The organism is Litchfieldia sinesaloumensis, from assembly GCF_900156865.1.
Classification (GTDB): domain Bacteria; phylum Bacillota; class Bacilli; order Bacillales; family Bacillaceae_L; genus Ferdinandcohnia; species Ferdinandcohnia sinesaloumensis.
In genome coordinates this window covers 4,314,421-4,331,656 of record NZ_LT732529.1, presented here as the reverse complement: position 1 = coordinate 4,331,656, position 17,236 = coordinate 4,314,421, and the positions used below count along the sequence as shown (strand labels likewise).

Genomic DNA, 17,236 nt, shown 5'->3' with positions numbered 1-17,236 from the left:
AGATAATGGAATCCAAACGAGGATCAAATCATCACTTAAAACCAAACAAACCTAAATATAGGGTAATTTATTGGGCAACTTACATTTTCTCTCCTCTATCTAGATTAAGAACCTACCACGCTCCTTCTCGATTGTAAAAATTAGTAATTTATTACCATCATCTTTCATTAAATATAATACCTTTTTCCTAATTACAAAAATTGTAAATATTTGTAGAATATAGAAGAACTTTACATCAATTGCTTTTAATACTAATTGAATGGAGGTGACATTATACGTAAATTACTATTTTCAGTCGGCTTTTTATTCTTTATTATTTCAGGAATGTGGTTGTCAAATATGTATTCACAAGTGAAGTCTAGTAGCCCTGACACTCAAGTTAAAAATGAATTGATTTCGTCCCCACCGGAAAAGCAAGTAACACCATGGGGCATCAAGCAAGTTCATCCAAAGGTAGGACAACTTATAGAGGAGACTAGTAATGTTAAAGTGGCTGTACTTGATAGTGGAATATACAAAGACCATGAAGATTTAATAGGAATAGTTAAAAAACAATACAACGCTATTTCTCCCGATACACCAGTAATCGATGAGTTTGGCCATGGTACAGCCATAGCTGGAATACTAAGTGCAGCCAACAATGATAGTGGTGTAATCGGAATCAATCCTGCAATTGAAATATATGATGTTAAAGTTCTAGATTCTAACGGAAAAGGTAATGTTGAGTATCTTATCCGAGGTATTGAATGGAGTATTAATCAGAAAGTACATATTATCAACATAAGTTCAGGCATAACTAAAGATAGCCCCGAACTAAAAAATGTAATAGATAAAGCAATCTCAACAGGAATTATTGTTGTAGCTGCCGCTGGAAATACCTTTGGTACCGGGGTTGAATATCCTGCAAAGTACAAGGATGTAATATCTGTTAATTCTATTAAGGAAGATTTTAAGAGACCTGGTACAGCAGCAAGAGGAAAAATTGACTACATCGCTCCAGGAGAAAAAGTCCTTTCGACAGATCACAATGGAGGATATAGTTTATTTTCGGGGACTTCATTTGCTGCAGCACATGCTACAGGTGTAATATCCCTTTTTATAAGTAATCAAACAATTGAGGATACGCCTATATCAGAAGTAATGGCTTTGTTAAATGAAAAAGCAGTAAAAGATAAGAAATTCGTCGATGAGATTGAGTATGGTAATGGTTTAATCACATTTAATTAAAAGGAGATTGGTTATGAAATCTATGAAATCACTTATTATAACTCTAGTAGTCTGTCTAGTATTTACTAGTATCCCTTTTACTAAAGCAGCAGCATCCGAGACATTGGAAGCCCAAAATATTGCAACTGAAGTAATTGAAGAGGAATTCGAAGTAATTAAAGAGGAAGTTTACGAAGAATTAGGTATGGAACACACAGACGAAATTGATGTTGAGTTAACAAATATAAATGAAGAAACAATTAATATTGAGTCAAGTTTCCAATCTGAAGATATTGAACTAGAGAGCGAACTTGAATTGGATATTGAATCAGAAGATATCAACCTTCAAACAACATATACCGACGAAAACGGAGAAGAAATATACCAGGAATTTGAGGTAATTGTTGAGCAAGTAGAGGGTGAGGAATTTTTAGCTACTTTTATAGATAAAACCACGGGTGAGACGTATACGTATAATTCCGAGGAGTTATCTGCTTCTGCTTTACCGGCGATTATTGTTGGAGTAATTATCAGATCCACCGTTAAAATAGCATTTAAACTATACTCTCGCAGTCAAATCCTTAAGGCTTTAATGAATGTAAGTTTCAAGGCTAGTCAATTACAAAAAAAGTTCAAACACGCAAAGGATTTCGGAGTTACAGGTAACTATAGTAAGGCAAATGCTACTAAGTTCGAAACTGCATTACGTAATCACGTAAGTAAATCTACACATATCTATAAAACAAAACACAGTGGTCAGAGTAATCCTGTTATAATGCATATTAAAGGGAATAATGCCGTATTTTTTAAAGAAAACGGTGACTTTATTACAGGTTATAAACTTACTACGACACAAAAAAATAATTTCATTCGAATTGGAGAACTGATTATTAAGAGGTGAGTAAATTGACTGGTGGGTACGTAAATATTGGAGTTGTCTTCAATGAAGACTATCCTCTTATATCAACATTTGAAAAACTAAAGGAATTTATCCTAAAAAAAGGTGGTACATTTTTAAACCTTAAATACAGTGAAGATATTGAAGGGGAAAAATGGGTTGAAAATGAAGTCCAAAATAATAAACTGGATGTTTCCTTTCTAGATGGTTACTATATCTCTTCTGAATTATCCGGTGACATTTTCAACATTAAGTCAGAGAGTATCACTCTCACGGTTGAAAAAGAAGCAAATTACCATGGTTTTCTCTTTAGTATAGGCTGGGAGGATATCTTTCCGGATGAATCCGATGATTCAAGTATCAAAACTGCAAGACAAAGCATCATAAAGACCTTATTTGAACTGCACAAAACGATACCATTTTCATATTCTTTTGTAGGTCATGAAATTGAGATAGAAATGGATCCAAACGAATTTTCATCACAAATTGAAAATAATCATTCCTATCCAGTTGCCATGGTTGATACTCAATCAGGTCTAGATATTTATTATGGTTCTATAGGAATTGATGGTTTTTCTAAGGAAATCCCTAGGAAAGAGACCATCAGTAATTAAATTTATTTAGGGCTATCAAAATAGGATTTTATTTTGATAGCCCTTTTCCTATTATCTTACCGTTATTGCCACTTGTTTGCTGTATTGTTTTCCTGGGTGGTGAGCTGGTAGTTGGTTTCCTTGCCCAAATAGGCTGTCTCGTAGTGTTTCACCTTCGTATTCTTTTCGAACTAAGCCTCTTTCTTGAAGGATTGGTACAACGTATTCGACAAAATCTTTGAACGTACCAGGAGTAATTGCGTACGCAATGTTAAATCCGTCAATCCCGGTCTCTTCTATCCAACTCTCCAAATCATTTGCGACCTGCTCTGGGCTACCAACAGTAACAGGTCCTAACCCACCAATTCCTGTATATTTTTTAATTTCATCAATCGTCCACTTTTTATCAGAATCAATTCTTGTAAAGTTCTCAACCGTCGATTGAATAGCATCATTTTTTACAAACTTAAGATTTTCATCTGGACCATACTCTGAGAAATCAATTCCTGTCCAGCCACCTAGAAGTGCTAATGCCCCCTCATAGCTTACATGTTTTTGATACTCATTGAATTTTTCGTTGGCCTCTTCTTCTGTTCGACCAACAATTGGAGTGATACATGACAGTATTTTAAGTTCCTCGGGTGCACGCCCGGACTTAATGGCCTCTTCACGTAGTTTCTGTACAGAATGTTTAGCCGCATTTTTAGTTGGAGCACCAATAAAAATTAATTCAGCATGCTTACCAGCGAATGCCCGGCCTTTCGAAGAGGTTCCAGCTTGGTAGAGCACAGGCGTACGTTGTAGAGACGGTTCACATAAATGCGCACCTGGAACTTTGTAATACTTACCTTCATGATTGATATCATGTACCTTACTTGGGTCTGCGAAAATCCGATTCTCTTTGTCTAATAAAACAGCATCATCCTCCCAACTTCCTTCCCATAGTTTATAGCAAACTTGTAAATATTCATCAGCTATGTCATAGCGCTCATCATGTTTAATTTGGTCTTCCAATCCCATATTAACAGCTGCACTTTTCAGATAGGATGTGACGATATTCCAGCCCACACGTCCCTTCGTAATATGATCAAGTGTCGACATACGACGGGCAAATGTATAAGGATGCTCATGAGTAACAGATGCAGTAACCCCAAATCCTAAATGCTTTGTTACTGCTGACATTAATGGAACAACAAGTGATGGGTCATTAACAGGTGTTTGTGTACCTTGACGAATCGCCGCATCTCTAGACCCTTGATAGACATCATAAGGCCCTAATACATCCGCTAGAAAAATAGCATCGAACCTTCCCTTTTCTAAAATCTTTGCTAGTTCAATCCAATACTCGCTGTCTTTATAGCGATGTGATTGATCGTCTGGATGTGACCATAATCCTGGAGATTGGTGCCCAACACAGTTCATATCAAATGCATTTAAATAAATTCTCTTCTTTGTCATAATAAGTAGCTCCTTTTTATTGTATTTATTAAAATTCCTTAAAGGACGTAATCCCTTTTCCTATTTACAGTTTCCACGAAGTAATAAAGCTCTTTTTTAAGTCTTTCTAACACATTGACGTCGATAATTGGATTCCCTACCTGCTTCTTATCAATCTGGCAATCTTGGAAATAAACACCCTGTTGGCTCTGCCCCTTTAGTGCTGACAATAAAGGTTTAAGACTGTACTCAATTGCGAGTAAATGGGCTGGACTACCACCAGTCATGATGGGCAGAACTGTTTTACCAGCTAACACATCTTGCGGCAGTAAGTCTAGCAAAGCCTTCAATACTCCAGTGTAGGCGGCTTTATAAACAGGCGACCCCACTATTACCCCATCTGCCCCTTGGATAAGTAGAGTGAGTTCCTTCAAGGCTGGGCTGTCAAACCTTAGATTAAAAATGTCATCAGCTGGAATATCCCTAACGGAAACATGTGTTATGGAATAACCCTCTTGTTTAAGCTTCGTTCCAGCATATTGCAAAACCAAATCTGTTCTTGAATACTCCGAAGGGCTTCCTGACAAAAGTATAATTTCACTCATTTTGATCATCCTTTCATATTTGGCTATAAAATGTACACATCAAAATCGAATAAAAAAAGGCATCTTTATCTAAAGCGTCATTTATGGACGCTTTGAAAATAAAGATGCCTTTAGTGGTCTAATCGGCAAGTTATTTAGTGTTTTTATTCGTTATTTGTTGATGGGGTGAAGAGGTTTTTTTTAATGCAAAACGCCTTTTCTCCGTCGCATCAATTTGGGTGATTTCCCCATTGTGGACGGTAATCACAATAGATCCAAATTCCAAATCTTCCAAGCTAGATAAAATATGCTTCACTATCGAATCATCTAGTTTCGCCATGTAACTCCCCCTTATTCAAGGATGTATATCATTTAATTGCCACTGGTTGACCAGTGCGGCAATTAGATTATTTTGGCCAAAATAAAAACCCACTTCTATCAAGAAGAGGGCATACATGAATAGTTCAATACACTCTTCCTATCTGTCAAGCTTAACGCTTGCTGGAATTGGCACAGTACATATTGTCTGTTGCCGAGGCTTCAACGGGCCAGTCCCTCCACCTCTCTGGATAAGAAAAAAATGATATTTAATTTTATTTGTTGTTACTAAATTACACGGGATTTGACTATATGTCAATCCCTTTCTTCTGAAATTTTTAAATATATAAATTTTTAGGTCGTTAGTCATAGGTGCTATTTTTCATATTTTATAATCGGTATAGCTTTTATCGTTTTACGGTGTGGTGGTATATCGTTTTTCCCCTAATATCCCTACAAAAACGTACAACTTCCCTTATTCAGACGCACGTTCATTACCATTATGATTTCTAAACAGTTTAGTTATTGACATACTAATAAAATTCTATTATGGTTATATACATAACTATATAACCATATACGCAGATAACATAACTAAAGAATAGTAGGCGATTATTATGAGTAAATCATTTGATCAAGATAAACCAATCTATTTGCAAGTTCGTGAAAAGATTGAGGACCAAATTCTTAATGATCAACTGAAAGAAGGAGAGCAAGCACCTTCAACTAATCAACTAGTGAGCTTTTATAAGATTAATCATGTCACGGTTTCAAAAGGTGTGAACCAATTAGTTGAAGAGGGAATTCTTTTTAAGAAGAGAGGCATTGGTATGTTTGTAGCGCAAGGGGCTAAAGAAAAGCTCATTCAAAAACGCAAAGACTCGTTTATTGATGATTATGTGGTCAAGTTAGTTCAAGAAGCTTACAAGCTCGGTATCAAGGAAGATGAAATTATTGAGTTTATTAAAAATGTAAAAGGTCGTGATTTAGAGTGAAGATAAAGGCGGAAAACCTGCAGGTTAAATACGGTAATCACCATGCACTTAAAGATGTTACGTTTGAGTTACGCCACGAAAAAATATATGGATTATTAGGAAGAAATGGCGCGGGCAAAACTTCTCTTCTTTCCGTCCTAGCCTCTTTCCGTGAACCATCGGCTGGAATGGTCACCATTAATGGGGAAGAACCATTTGAAAATGCTAACTTGATGCAACAAGTACTATTTCTATATAACAAAGAGTATAAAGACGAATCTGATAATGTTGTCGAAATGCTTGAAGATGTACAACGATATCGCCCTCATTTTGATAGGGATTATGCCAATTATCTTGTAGACAAATTTAATCTTGATAAAAAGAAACCAATTAAACAATTTTCAAAGGGAATGCAATCATCACTAAATGTCATCATAGGGTTAGCAAGCCGTGCACCCATCACGATAATGGATGAGGTATATCTTGGGATGGATGCACCGTCCAGGGAACTATTTTATAAAGAGCTTCTAGAAGATCAGGAAAAGCATCCAAGAATGATTATCTTATCAACCCATCTTGTATCGGAAATGGATTATTTATTTGATGAAGTGATTTTATTAGATAATGGTTGTATTTTGCTTCAAGAGGAGACAGATTCGCTACTCTCAAGGGGAGCTACAATTACGGGGAATGCAGAATTAGTAGATGAATTTGTAGCATCTATGAAGCAAATTAACTCTCAGCAGTTAGGAAGTACAAAATCTGTGACTGTTTTTGGAGAACTTAGCGAGCAAGACAGAGCAAACGCATTTACTAAAGGACTTGAAATAGCACCCGTCTCCCTTCAAGAATTGTTTGTCCATCTTACTCAAGGAGGAAATAAGATATGAAACAACAGCCCATTTTCCGTAAAGTCGCGACTGACATGTTCGTTGTCCAGTCCATTTGGACGGGTGGATTTCTAGGAGTTATGCTCATTATTAACATTGTTAAATCAGTGATTGCAGGTAGCCAAGGAAATGAGATTGAGGGATACTTTAGTTCGATTTTTATTGCAGGTAGTATTTACATGTTGGTAATTGGCCTGCTGTCTATATACTTTCTTCCTCACTATGTAGGTAACGGCGTAACAAGGAAAGATTATTTTATGGGGACGGTTATTGCTTCCATTGGTTTATCCATTCTCATTCCAATCGTTACAATCATTGTATCTTTTCTTGAAAAATTCATCTTACATTTTTTTAATATAGCTTATAAAGAACAAACCATAAATAGTGTTGACGTTGGTGATCACATTATTGGAGAAATTGTCCAGTCTATTATTATATCTCCTCACGTTGATCCCCAGGATAATTGGCTGTTGGCTATGGGTGTTCTTAGTCTAAATATTTTCGTGTATTACTTACTTGGATGGTTAATCAGTGCTAGTTTCTATCGATTTGATGTCATAGTTGGGATTGGATTTATTTTAATTGGAATTAATATTAAAATGCTGAAAGACACTCTACTGAGAATTTCTTTGGATTTACCGATACCGGGTTGGTTCTCATCTTTAGATTTTCTGCCGTCGGCTTTCGCGTTAATAAGCATACTGCTAATCATCCTACTTTCAATCTGGCTTATCCGCCTGATGACAAAAAGAGTTGCTATTAAAATGTAATACATGGATAGTAAGGACTATCCAATAACCAAATCGAAAAGGACAGAACCTAATAAAACCGGTTCTGTCCTTCGTTTTACCCTTCTGATTCTTTTAATTCAGGTTTACCCGCTTCAATTAATACTTTATTTCTCCCAAGGAAGATAGCTAGGATGATGATAAAAATGCCGGTGCCAACTAGCAGCCATTCAATCTTGATAATGTCTGCAATTGGACCAAATATAAGCATACCAAGCGGCATCATGGAAGTTGAAATCATGCCCATTACCCCGAAGACTCTTCCTAGATAATCTTCTTCTACCTTCTCCTGTAGCAAAACGGTTGCTGGTGTATTAAAGATCGGCATGGCCAATCCGAATAATGCCATGAAGGCAAAATAAACCCAAAAGTTCGGAACAACCCCAAGTGCTAATGTGCAAGCACCCATAATAACACTTGCGAATCCCAATGTTTTTATTTTATTCTCAAAGCCGCCCCAAGTCGCGATGATTCCTCCACCAACCATCATACCAATCGAGAAGGCGATTTCGATTGCTGCTAATCTCCATTCGTCTCCACCGAAACTCCGTGTAACCTGTAGTGGTGTCAAAAATGCTGCAGGCGCCATTAAAACAAAGAAGACTGCAAAGAACATGAAGAACTTTTTGAGAAATTGATGATTGTTCACATAATGTAACCCTTGCTTAAAGTCGCTAAAATAGCTTGTTGTTTGCTTTTCCGCTGCCTTCTCATGCACGGAAATTTTCAAAAAGAAAAGCAGAGTAAATATAGCAATTGCAGCAGTAATCACATCGATGAAAAAGATAATTTCAATCGAGGTCAATCCCAATAATGCTGCACTAACCATCGGAGACACAAACATGATAATTGCCTGGATACTTCCATTCGTTCCGTTTACCTTCGTTAGTTTATCTTTTGGGACAATCTGCGGTAAAATCGCACTGACAGCAGGCATTTGAATTCCAGTTCCAAAGGCACGTACCGCCGCCATTACAAAAAGTAACCAAATTGCATCAAATCCCATTAGGTAGAGAATTGCAAGGATTAAGGTTGAAACTGCAATAAGTCCGTCTGCTAGGATAATCAGCATTTTTCGGTTATACCGATCTGCCCACACCCCACCGACTGGCGACATGAAAAAGGTTGGAATAAACCCACAGATGATATACAACGTCATCATCAAACCAGATTCCGTTGCAAGCGTGATATGCCACATGATTGCGTATTGAACCAAAGACGACCCGAAAAGGGAAATCGTCTGGCTACTTAAAAAGAGAATAATATTTTTTAACCAATTCTCTTTTAGATTCTTTTCTATCGTACTCATAGATTACCAACTCATTTCTAATGATTTTTTTACTTTACTCTTCGCCTACATCGCTTCCTTCAACTTATTTTTGAGCAACAAAAAAAGAGGGAACCCTTGCCCCTCTTTTTAAATAACCGTCAAATATAGGTTTCCTTTTAAAATAGACAGACTTATCCCGTTGCTCTGAACGTAGGCAGAGCTTTCAAACGTATTTAGTTAACGAAGAAAGTTGGGAATCGTAATCTCATTGACGCTGTCACCAGGAAAACCTCCATTTCTTTATAATCTTTATTATGATAACAAAATGGCTCACTTTATACAATTCTTATTTTAAGGAAATACCATGCGAAGTACATTGGGACAGAGAGTGTTCTAATAATTTTTCATAATAAGTCGTATAATTTTTTGTCATCCTAGACAACTAAAGTTTATTACCCTTATAGAAAGACTCAAAACTATTTAAAAACCTTTCACACTCATGCAGGGATTAAACGAGCTGGAACTCTTAATTCTTCTTTATTTTTATGATAACCTGCTAACTCTCCCTCATACACAAAATGTAATGTAGATAGCTGTTGAAGGTCATCTGGTGAAATTAGAGATAGGGGTTTTTCAAAGTAGATGCTGTCACATTCCTTTAGTACGGATGCAACAAACTGTGAACAGAAGAAAGCCTTCTTTCTTCTCATTGGTTTATTAAACATAACTCCAAATAACCCTATGAAATTATAGCGATATTCTCCCTTTTGTTTTTCAATTTCGTTAATACAGTTTCTCATCTTTTTCTTTTCAACCTCTGTAACGGTATACGAATAGATAATACAATCTGCCTGCTTAAACAACCCCCTCTTCACATCCTCTTTTACAAATCCACCAATAAAAGGGTTCTTAGCTGTTTTCCTACCAAAACTATAAACCTCTGACAATTCACAGTCGAAGGATATTGACGCATGATTATATGGCTTTTTCGTAAATAACTTTATTAGCTTTGTAAATAATGTTCCTGTATCTGTTAAAAGTATATATATCTTTTTTTCTCTCATTATTATCCATCCTTCATTTATCTCCATATCGCATTCGCAACCATATTTTTCACTCATATTGATCTTAGTTGATTATCAAGAAAGATTAGTTTCTTAAATCATACAAAATGATGGGAATCCGTTTAACCAACTAGAGTCTAAATATTAAATACGTCTAAAGTCGTATTTAATAAGAAAAGCGCTGAGCGAGCGCCCTATCGTGACAAGCTAGAGAAGGGTTAGATACAACCAGTTCTAAACCTCTCATCTTCTCATCAATTTCTCATGTTTCTTTCAGTAGTTTTTAAGATTGTAAATTTAATATGAAGATATCGTTAATAACGAGTTCATCATGTAATAAGAAGGAAGGCGGGAAAGGTTTTGGCAATAGAAATATTTAGCCGACGAGAACAAAAATATCTAATTACCAGATATCAATATGAAGCGCTAGTTGATTTAATGTATCCCTATATGCGCTACGATAAATTCGGTAATGCAGGACGGTATACCGTGACGAGTCTATATTTTGATAATGACGAACGACAAATTTATTTTGAAACGAAAAACAAGCTAAAATTTAGGCAAAAACTTAGATTGCGAATTTATGACGAGACGGACATCAATGGGACAGCTTTTTTTGAGGTGAAGCAAAAGCATAACAATGTGGTTAATAAAAGGAGAACGGCGATTCCTTTAATGGATGCGTATCGCTATATCAATAAACCAGATAGAGACCTTTGCAATTACCAAACTTCTAATCCGCAAATCTTCAAGGAAGTTGATTATTTCCGTAGATTTTATCAGTTAGATCCCGAAATGGTTGTAAGCTATGACCGGCATGCATTTCATTGCATCACCGATCCTGATTTACGGGTTACCTTTGATTTAAATTTAAGATGCCGTAATGAAGACCTAAATATCGAGTACGGCCCCTATGGTGAACACATTATTGATCCTAATCTAGTCGTGCTAGAAGTCAAAGTTACTCATAGCGTGCCATTATGGTTAACTCGATTTTTACAAGATTTAAATTGCGAACAAAGAAGCGCCTCAAAGTTCTGTACAAGTATGGAGTTACTAAGAGGAGAATCTATACCTACTAAAATAATGAATGAAAAAGTAATGATAGGAGTCGGATAAAATGGATGTATTATTTAATGGGCAAGGAACAGAATCTTCAATTCTCATGACTATGTTTGCGATGGCTACTGCAGCAATTCTTAGCCTGGCGATTACAAAAGTGTATCAGTTAACCTTTCAAGGTGAACGTTATTCACAATCGTTTGTACACACAATTATTATCATGAGTGTAGTTGTATCAGTCGTAATGAATGTGGTTAGTAATAATGCAGGAGTCGCATTCGGATTATTCGCGATTTTTTCCCTCATTCGTTTCCGAAGCGCAGTAACAGATGCAAAGGATATTGCCTATATCTTCTTCGGACTTTGTGTTGGAATGACGGCAGGACTTTATCAAATTAGCTTAGCTATTGTTTTAACTGTTTTCTCGTGTTTAGTGTTGTTTTTATTGTACAAATTTGATTATGGAAGAGGTAAGGATACTCAAATCTTAAAAATAACAGTACCTGAGAACTTAAATTATGAGGATTTATTTAACGATATTTTAGACAAATATACGGAGTATAATGTACTACGTCAAGTTGAAACAACAAATCTAGGTACGATGATCTTATATACATTTGCAATCCGTAACAAAATATCGACAAAGGATCACGATTTACTTAATGCCATTCGCGAAAGGAATGCGAACTTAAAGGTTTCACTCTCATATTTACAATCGAAAAATTAAAGCATTGGCCATGGGCATTGACCCATGGCCATTTTTACTGGACCAGAGGGACATCTCCTTTTCCCTCTTCACCATTATAGTGGTACACTGGACCTTTCCCCGTGTACCTACGCTTTAACCTTCAGTTGCTCTTCTTTAATACGTATTGCTAAATCTGGATAATCAGTGATTATGGCATTGACTTGTAACTTCAATATTTTTTCAATCTCATGTGGTTCATTGACCGTCCAAACCCTTACTTTATCATAGAGTCCATGAAGACAATCTACATAATCTTCATTGATTCGGTTGTTAAGGTAGGTGATTACTTCGATTGGAAGATGTTTGTCAAATTCCAGTAACTGCTGAAACAATTCAACTTTAGGCAATAGAATGGTTTTGTTTAAATGAAAGGCTTCCAGATCCAATTCCTCGAGATAATCGTGTGGAAGAGATACACCGTCATTCAATAGCAACGCGATGTTAGCACTTGAATCTAGCTTCTTTATTCGCAAGATTGTAGGCAAATGAAAGGACGAGTAGTTCACTTTCAGCTCTTTTGCATGTTGGTCTACTATTTTTAGAACCTTCTCTTCTATCCCTTCATATGGTACTGAATAGGTTTTTAGCTCTATATTTAGCTCAACTTGGTAAGGTGAGATTAATTCTAGTACCTCCTCAAGCGTCGGAACCTGTTCATTGTCCCACTCTTTCTCATATTTTTCAAAATGAGCAAACCTTTTTCCTGCACTGTATTGCTTAATTTCTGCTAGCGTTAAATCTTTGATCCAGCCGGAGCCAGTTGTCGTCCGCTCAAGTGTTTCATCGTGAATCACTACCACTTCTCCATCTTTTGTAAGATGAACATCAATTTCTAAACCATCAACACCTTGCTCAATTGCCTTTTTTAAACTAAGCAATGTGTTTTCAGGATAGATACCTTTTGCACCACGATGTCCATAAATTTTCGTCATCAAAACCCTTCCCTTCAAATTTGAATAAGGACGAGGGAGAATCCCCTCCGACCCAATTGGATAGTTTTTGTCAGAAAATGGTAGGACACGGTACCTGTCCCCGTGTCCCATTTCACTTAGTTTGCTCTGGCTTTGTTTGCTTGTTCGATAGCTTTGTTGAATTGGTCAACTGCCGTGTTGTAGGCTTCGTCGATATCTCCGCCGTTATATACGGATTCTAGGGCTGTTTCCATTACTTTTCTTCCTTGTGGAAGCATATCCATTAGTGCACCTTGTGTCGCAAATGATGATTTCGTTGCTTGTAATTGTTCGACTGTTACTTTTAATTGTGGTTTTTCTGCATGTGCATCAATTACTGTTTGTTGCTCATAAGCATCTGGGTTAATCGCGAAATACCCTGTACCAACATGCCATTTTGCTTGAACTTCAGGAGTCTGTAAATACTTCATGAATTCCCAAGCTGCTTTTGTTTCTGCCTCAGGTTTTTCATCAATCATCCAAAGGCTCGCACCTCCAATGACTACCCCTTCTCGTTCTTTGTTTTCCGGATGTGGTAAGAAAGCAATCCCTACTTCAAACGGAGCATTATCAATTACATTTCTTGCACTTGCTGAGGATTGTAAGAACATTGCTACATCACCTGCTAAGAATCCAGCAACCATGTTATCTCCATTTGTTCCATAGTTCGCAAATGTACCGTCATCTACCATACGTTTTACCCATTCAAAGATGGATTTTCCTTCTTCTTCAGTCCAACCAATCTCAGTCGGAGTGTCAGAACGGCCATTATCATTATTTAGAAGCAATGCACCTTGGTTTGCTAATAACTGCTCCCATAACCAACCATATGCTTGTAATGCAAAACCTTTCATTTCAGAATTATTTTCAACAATTGCTTTACCTGCAGCTTCAACTTCTTCATATGTTGCCGGAGGAGCTTCTGGATCTAAACCAGCTGCTTCAAATGCATCTTTGTTATAGTACATAACAGGTGTTGAGGAGTTAAATGGCATTGAGTAAAACTTTCCATCTAATGAATAGTAATTAATAATGTTTTCCTCTAATCCACTCATGTCATACCCATCTGCATCAATTAATTCCTGGATTGGAACGATATTCCCACTATTGATCATAGACATCGTACCAATTTCAAACGTTTGAATCATCGTTGGTGCACTATCAGTACCTGCAACGGCATTGAATTTTGTTAATGATTCATCATATGTACCTTGGTATTCTGCATTTACTTGGATTTCTTCTTGAGAGCTATTGAAGTCTGCAACAATACCATCTAACGCTTCCTGACCCGCTCCACCCATAGAATGCCAGAATGTCACAACCTGTGGCTCATTTTTCTCCTCTGAACCTGATTCACTTTTTTCTGACCCCGTTTTTGTGGAGCTATCTCCAGCTGTAGCTTCTCCTCCAGCACATGCTGCCAATAGTAAAACCAAACCTAACGCAAGGAACATCATGATTTTTTTCATTCTAAATTCTCCTTTTTAAAAAGTTATTGGATTCGAGAGATTTGTTATTTCACAGCACCCTCTGTTAAACCTGTTTGTAACTTCTTCTGTCCGAGGAAAAGCAAAATTAATGTTGGGATGATGACAATAACAGCGCCTGCCATAATGACACCCCATTCGTTTAATTGTTCCTGTGTTTGCAATTGCTTCAGACCAATTTGTATCGTCCGAACCGTATCGTTAGTAGTTGCTAGTAGTGGCCATAGATACATGTTCCACGATGTTAAAAATCCGTAAATCCCCAATGTCACTAAACTTGTCTTTGACACAGGCAAAACCACTGTTAAGAAAAATTTAAAATCACCAATACCAGCAATTTGGCTTGCTTCTCTTAACTCTTTTGGTATCTGCTTGAAGTTTTGTCTTAACAAAAAAGTTCCAAAGGTTGTTGCAAAGAATGGAATTGTTAATCCTGCGTAACTATCAATCCAGCCTAGATCACGGATAATATGAAAGTTTGGAATGATGGAAGCCTCAAAGGGAACCATCATGGTTGCGATAAACAAATAAAAGAGTAGGTCTCTACCTTTAAATTCTAAAAATACAAAAGCATAGGCTGCTAGACTTGATAAAGCAAGTTGTCCAAGCATAATCAAAACAGAAACTACAAAACTATTAATCAAAAATTGAATTAACGGAAATCGTTCAAAAGCAGCTATGTAGTTGTCCACTGTTAAAGTACTTGGCATACTGGCAGTTAAGATATCTTGGTTTGTCATAAAACTCATTACAATCGCCATTACAGCAGGTCCAGCAATAAGAAGTGCTGATAGTATCAATAAAAGATAGAAGATTAGCTTTCTCCCCAATGGCAAAATCATTGATAGTGAACCCTCCTCTCGCCTAGCTTAAATTGCAGTGCAGTCATCAGTAATATAAGGATGAATAACACAATGGCCTGGGCACTAGCTGAACCAAACTGATAGTTCACAAATGCTTCTCGGTATATGGAGTACACGATAAGATTGGTTTCATTTGCTGGTCCGCCCTGTGTTAAGATATCGATTTGTCCAAACGTTTGGAACGAGTTGATAATAGACACCGTAATGACAAAAAACAAGGTGGGCGAAAGCATAGGAACTGTAATTCTTCTAAACTTATAAAAATAACCTGATCCCTCAATATCCGCACTTTCATATAAAGAAGTATCAATCGATTGTAATCCGCCTAATAATATTAAAAAGGTGAAGCCAATATTCATCCATATGGTCGTTATGGCGATGGCAATCATTGCCCACTTTGGATCAGTAAGCCAGCCGATTGATTCTACCCCAAACATGTTCAATACTTGGTTTAATAACCCCATTGTCGGGTTGAATAGATACAGCCAAAACACAGATGCAGCTGCAACTGATATCCCCATAGTGGAAGTAAAAATGGTTCGAAAAAAGCCAATCCCTTTTAGTTTTTCATTCGAAATAACAGCTAAAAACAAGCTGACGACAACTGTTGCCGGAACCGTATAGAGTACAAATAGAAACGTATTTTTAAAACTTTTTATAAATATCGGGTCCGAAAACATATACAGATAGTTTTCTAGTCCAACAAATACCGTTGTAGCTCCTTTTGCATCAGTCAGAAAAAAACTCAAATACAACGTCTTAAACAACGGATAAAACAGAAAAACACTAAACAGTATAATAGAAGGTAATAAGAAAAGAATTCCTTTTAGTAAGCTTGCAATCCGTTTTTGCTTTTTAGCTCTTTCAAATTGAAATTCTATGGATTTATTTTCAATGACCGGGCTAATCACACTCATATCGCGACAACCTCTTGTCTTTTTCCGATATTCGCAGATTTAAGTAAATTGCCTGTATCCCCATCAAAAAACAAAATATGTTCTGGCGCAATTTGCACAGGAACTCTTTGCCCGTATTGGATTCTCCACTGTCCTGGCCATTTTGCTGTCCATAATTCTGAACCAATATCAAACGCAATCGATGTTTCATTTCCTAATTGCTCAACATTTACAGCTTCTAAGTATGTAATATGATTTTCTTTTTCAAAACCCGGCATCAAATGCTCGGGACGAATACCCACAACGAGATTTCGATTCCTAGGTAGATCCTTGACCATTATTGGGTCGATTGTGATATGTATTTGATTTTCAATGACAAGTTGTGAACTATCTTCTGTAAAAACAGCCTTACCTAGATTCATCTTTGGAGAGCCGATGAAGGAAGCAACAAATAAATTCTCCGGTTCATTATATAAGGTAATTGGTTTACCGACTTGTTGAATTTTCCCTTCATTAAGTACCATAATACGGTCACCCATCGTCATGGCTTCAACTTGATCATGCGTTACATAGATCATTGTTAACCCTAAACTCTTTTGCAGTCTCCGTATTTGAACTCGCATGTTTGCACGAAGTTTGGCGTCTAGATTCGATAATGGCTCATCCATTAAACATAGTGGTGCATGACTTACAACCGACCGCCCAAGTGCAACACGTTGTCTTTGACCACCAGAAAGCTCTCTTGGTTTACGTTTCAATAGTTCGCTTAAGCCTAACATTTCTGCTGCTTCAGTTAGCCTTTTTTGCTGTTCCTTTTTATCGACCTTTCTTGCTTTTAAACCAAACAGGATATTCTGTTCAACAGTTAAATGCGGATATAACGCGTAATTTTGAAAGACCATCGATAAATCTCGATTTTTCGGCGGAAGATGATTGACCGCTTCATTATTTATCTTCAGTATCCCTCCGGAGATTTCTTCAAGTCCCGCTATCATCCTGAGCAACGTGCTCTTCCCAGATCCAGATGGACCAACAAGTACAAAGAACTCCCCTTCCTTAATGGAAACATTGATTTCATTTAAAACATCCTTTTGCTTATCGTATGATTTGGAGATGTTAATCAACTCGACCTGACTCATGCGTAGCCTCCTCTCTAAATTACATTCCCATTTAACCACAATTTTCGGCTCAAAAAAGCCCTTTTACCG

General features: G+C 36.9%; 18 protein-coding genes and 1 riboswitch. Of the genes, 8 read left to right on the top strand and 10 right to left on the bottom strand.

Annotation, left to right across the window (positions count from 1 at the left end; translation table 11 throughout):
- Nucleotides 1–255: 255 nt before the first annotated feature.
- The 3 genes from CZ490_RS21130 to CZ490_RS21120 are packed head-to-tail and all read left to right on the top strand — an operon-like array spanning nt 256 to nt 2,718.
- Nucleotides 256–1,227 (top strand): S8 family serine peptidase, encoded by a 972-nt coding sequence (locus tag CZ490_RS21130; RefSeq protein ID WP_234987272.1) that lies wholly within the window; start codon nt 256–258, stop codon nt 1,225–1,227.
- Nucleotides 1,228–1,240: 13 nt separating this feature from the next.
- Nucleotides 1,241–2,107 (top strand): SAR2788 family putative toxin, encoded by an 867-nt coding sequence (locus CZ490_RS21125; RefSeq protein ID WP_077620709.1) that lies wholly within the window; start codon nt 1,241–1,243, stop codon nt 2,105–2,107.
- 5 nt (nt 2,108–2,112) lie between these two features.
- Nucleotides 2,113–2,718 (top strand): Imm64 family immunity protein, encoded by a 606-nt coding sequence (locus CZ490_RS21120; protein WP_077620708.1) that lies wholly within the window; start codon nt 2,113–2,115, stop codon nt 2,716–2,718.
- 51 nt (nt 2,719–2,769) lie between these two features.
- Here the strand turns inward: CZ490_RS21120 and CZ490_RS21115 are convergent, their stop codons facing one another.
- The 3 genes from CZ490_RS21115 to CZ490_RS21105 form a co-directional block, all read right to left on the bottom strand.
- Nucleotides 2,770–4,155, bottom strand: a complete 1,386-nt coding sequence (locus tag CZ490_RS21115; RefSeq protein ID WP_077620707.1) for an LLM class flavin-dependent oxidoreductase — start codon at nt 4,153–4,155, stop codon at nt 2,770–2,772.
- Between the two features lie 38 nt (nt 4,156–4,193).
- Nucleotides 4,194–4,739 carry an NADPH-dependent FMN reductase gene (gene ssuE, locus CZ490_RS21110; protein ID WP_077620706.1) on the bottom strand — a complete coding sequence of 182 codons (546 nt, stop codon included), beginning with the start codon at nt 4,737–4,739 and terminating at the stop codon, nt 4,194–4,196.
- A gap of 130 nt (nt 4,740–4,869) precedes the next feature.
- Nucleotides 4,870–5,058 (bottom strand): YezD family protein, encoded by a 189-nt coding sequence (locus CZ490_RS21105; protein ID WP_077620705.1) that lies wholly within the window; start codon nt 5,056–5,058, stop codon nt 4,870–4,872.
- A gap of 135 nt (nt 5,059–5,193) precedes the next feature.
- Nucleotides 5,194–5,294: riboswitch (SAM riboswitch) on the bottom strand.
- 359 nt (nt 5,295–5,653) lie between these two features.
- Here CZ490_RS21105 and CZ490_RS21100 point away from each other — a divergent pair.
- Genes CZ490_RS21100 through CZ490_RS21090 form a run of 3 tightly spaced genes read left to right on the top strand, consistent with a single transcriptional unit; the run spans nt 5,654 to nt 7,670 of the window.
- Nucleotides 5,654–6,031 carry a GntR family transcriptional regulator gene (locus CZ490_RS21100; protein ID WP_077620704.1) on the top strand — a complete coding sequence of 126 codons (378 nt, stop codon included), beginning with the start codon at nt 5,654–5,656 and terminating at the stop codon, nt 6,029–6,031.
- A complete protein-coding gene (locus CZ490_RS21095) occupies nt 6,028–6,900 on the top strand; it encodes an ATP-binding cassette domain-containing protein (RefSeq protein WP_077620703.1) in 873 nt (290 codons plus the stop codon). The genes CZ490_RS21100 and CZ490_RS21095 overlap by 4 nt, the downstream gene beginning before the upstream one ends.
- On the top strand, nt 6,897–7,670 hold the full coding sequence (locus CZ490_RS21090) for a hypothetical protein (protein ID WP_077620702.1): 774 nt from the start codon (nt 6,897–6,899) through the stop codon (nt 7,668–7,670). Before CZ490_RS21095 ends, CZ490_RS21090 begins: the two co-directional genes overlap by 4 nt.
- A gap of 76 nt (nt 7,671–7,746) precedes the next feature.
- Here CZ490_RS21090 and CZ490_RS21085 read toward each other — a convergent pair whose 3' ends face one another.
- Together CZ490_RS21085 and CZ490_RS21080 are read right to left on the bottom strand one after the other, a co-directional pair.
- Complete coding sequence (locus tag CZ490_RS21085; protein ID WP_077620701.1) at nt 7,747–8,997, bottom strand: MFS transporter; 1,251 nt, start codon at nt 8,995–8,997, stop codon at nt 7,747–7,749.
- A 458-nt stretch (nt 8,998–9,455) separates the two neighbouring features.
- Complete coding sequence (locus CZ490_RS21080; protein WP_234987271.1) at nt 9,456–10,079, bottom strand: hypothetical protein; 624 nt, start codon at nt 10,077–10,079, stop codon at nt 9,456–9,458.
- Between the two features lie 303 nt (nt 10,080–10,382).
- On the opposite strand from CZ490_RS21080, the gene CZ490_RS21075 reads away from it, so the two are divergent.
- Nucleotides 10,383–11,141, top strand: coding sequence for a polyphosphate polymerase domain-containing protein (locus CZ490_RS21075; protein ID WP_077620699.1), 759 nt, complete (start codon nt 10,383–10,385; stop codon nt 11,139–11,141).
- 1 nt (nt 11,142) lies between these two features.
- A complete protein-coding gene (locus CZ490_RS21070) occupies nt 11,143–11,811 on the top strand; it encodes a DUF4956 domain-containing protein (RefSeq protein ID WP_077620698.1) in 669 nt (222 codons plus the stop codon).
- A 107-nt stretch (nt 11,812–11,918) separates the two neighbouring features.
- Here the strand turns inward: CZ490_RS21070 and CZ490_RS21065 are convergent, their stop codons facing one another.
- From CZ490_RS21065 to CZ490_RS21045, 5 genes are all read right to left on the bottom strand, one after another.
- Nucleotides 11,919–12,764, bottom strand: a complete 846-nt coding sequence (locus CZ490_RS21065; protein WP_077620697.1) for a glycerophosphodiester phosphodiesterase — start codon at nt 12,762–12,764, stop codon at nt 11,919–11,921.
- A 116-nt stretch (nt 12,765–12,880) separates the two neighbouring features.
- Nucleotides 12,881–14,251, bottom strand: a complete 1,371-nt coding sequence (locus CZ490_RS21060; RefSeq protein WP_077620696.1) for an ABC transporter substrate-binding protein — start codon at nt 14,249–14,251, stop codon at nt 12,881–12,883.
- A gap of 44 nt (nt 14,252–14,295) precedes the next feature.
- Nucleotides 14,296–15,111, bottom strand: coding sequence for a carbohydrate ABC transporter permease (locus CZ490_RS21055; RefSeq protein ID WP_077620695.1), 816 nt, complete (start codon nt 15,109–15,111; stop codon nt 14,296–14,298).
- Nucleotides 15,108–16,049: a carbohydrate ABC transporter permease gene (locus tag CZ490_RS21050; protein WP_077620694.1), complete on the bottom strand. Its 942-nt coding sequence runs from the start codon at nt 16,047–16,049 to the stop codon at nt 15,108–15,110. The genes CZ490_RS21055 and CZ490_RS21050 overlap by 4 nt, the downstream gene beginning before the upstream one ends.
- A complete protein-coding gene (locus CZ490_RS21045; protein ID WP_077620693.1) occupies nt 16,046–17,167 on the bottom strand; it encodes an ABC transporter ATP-binding protein in 1,122 nt (373 codons plus the stop codon). The genes CZ490_RS21050 and CZ490_RS21045 overlap by 4 nt, the downstream gene beginning before the upstream one ends.
- Nucleotides 17,168–17,236: the final 69 nt, after the last annotated feature.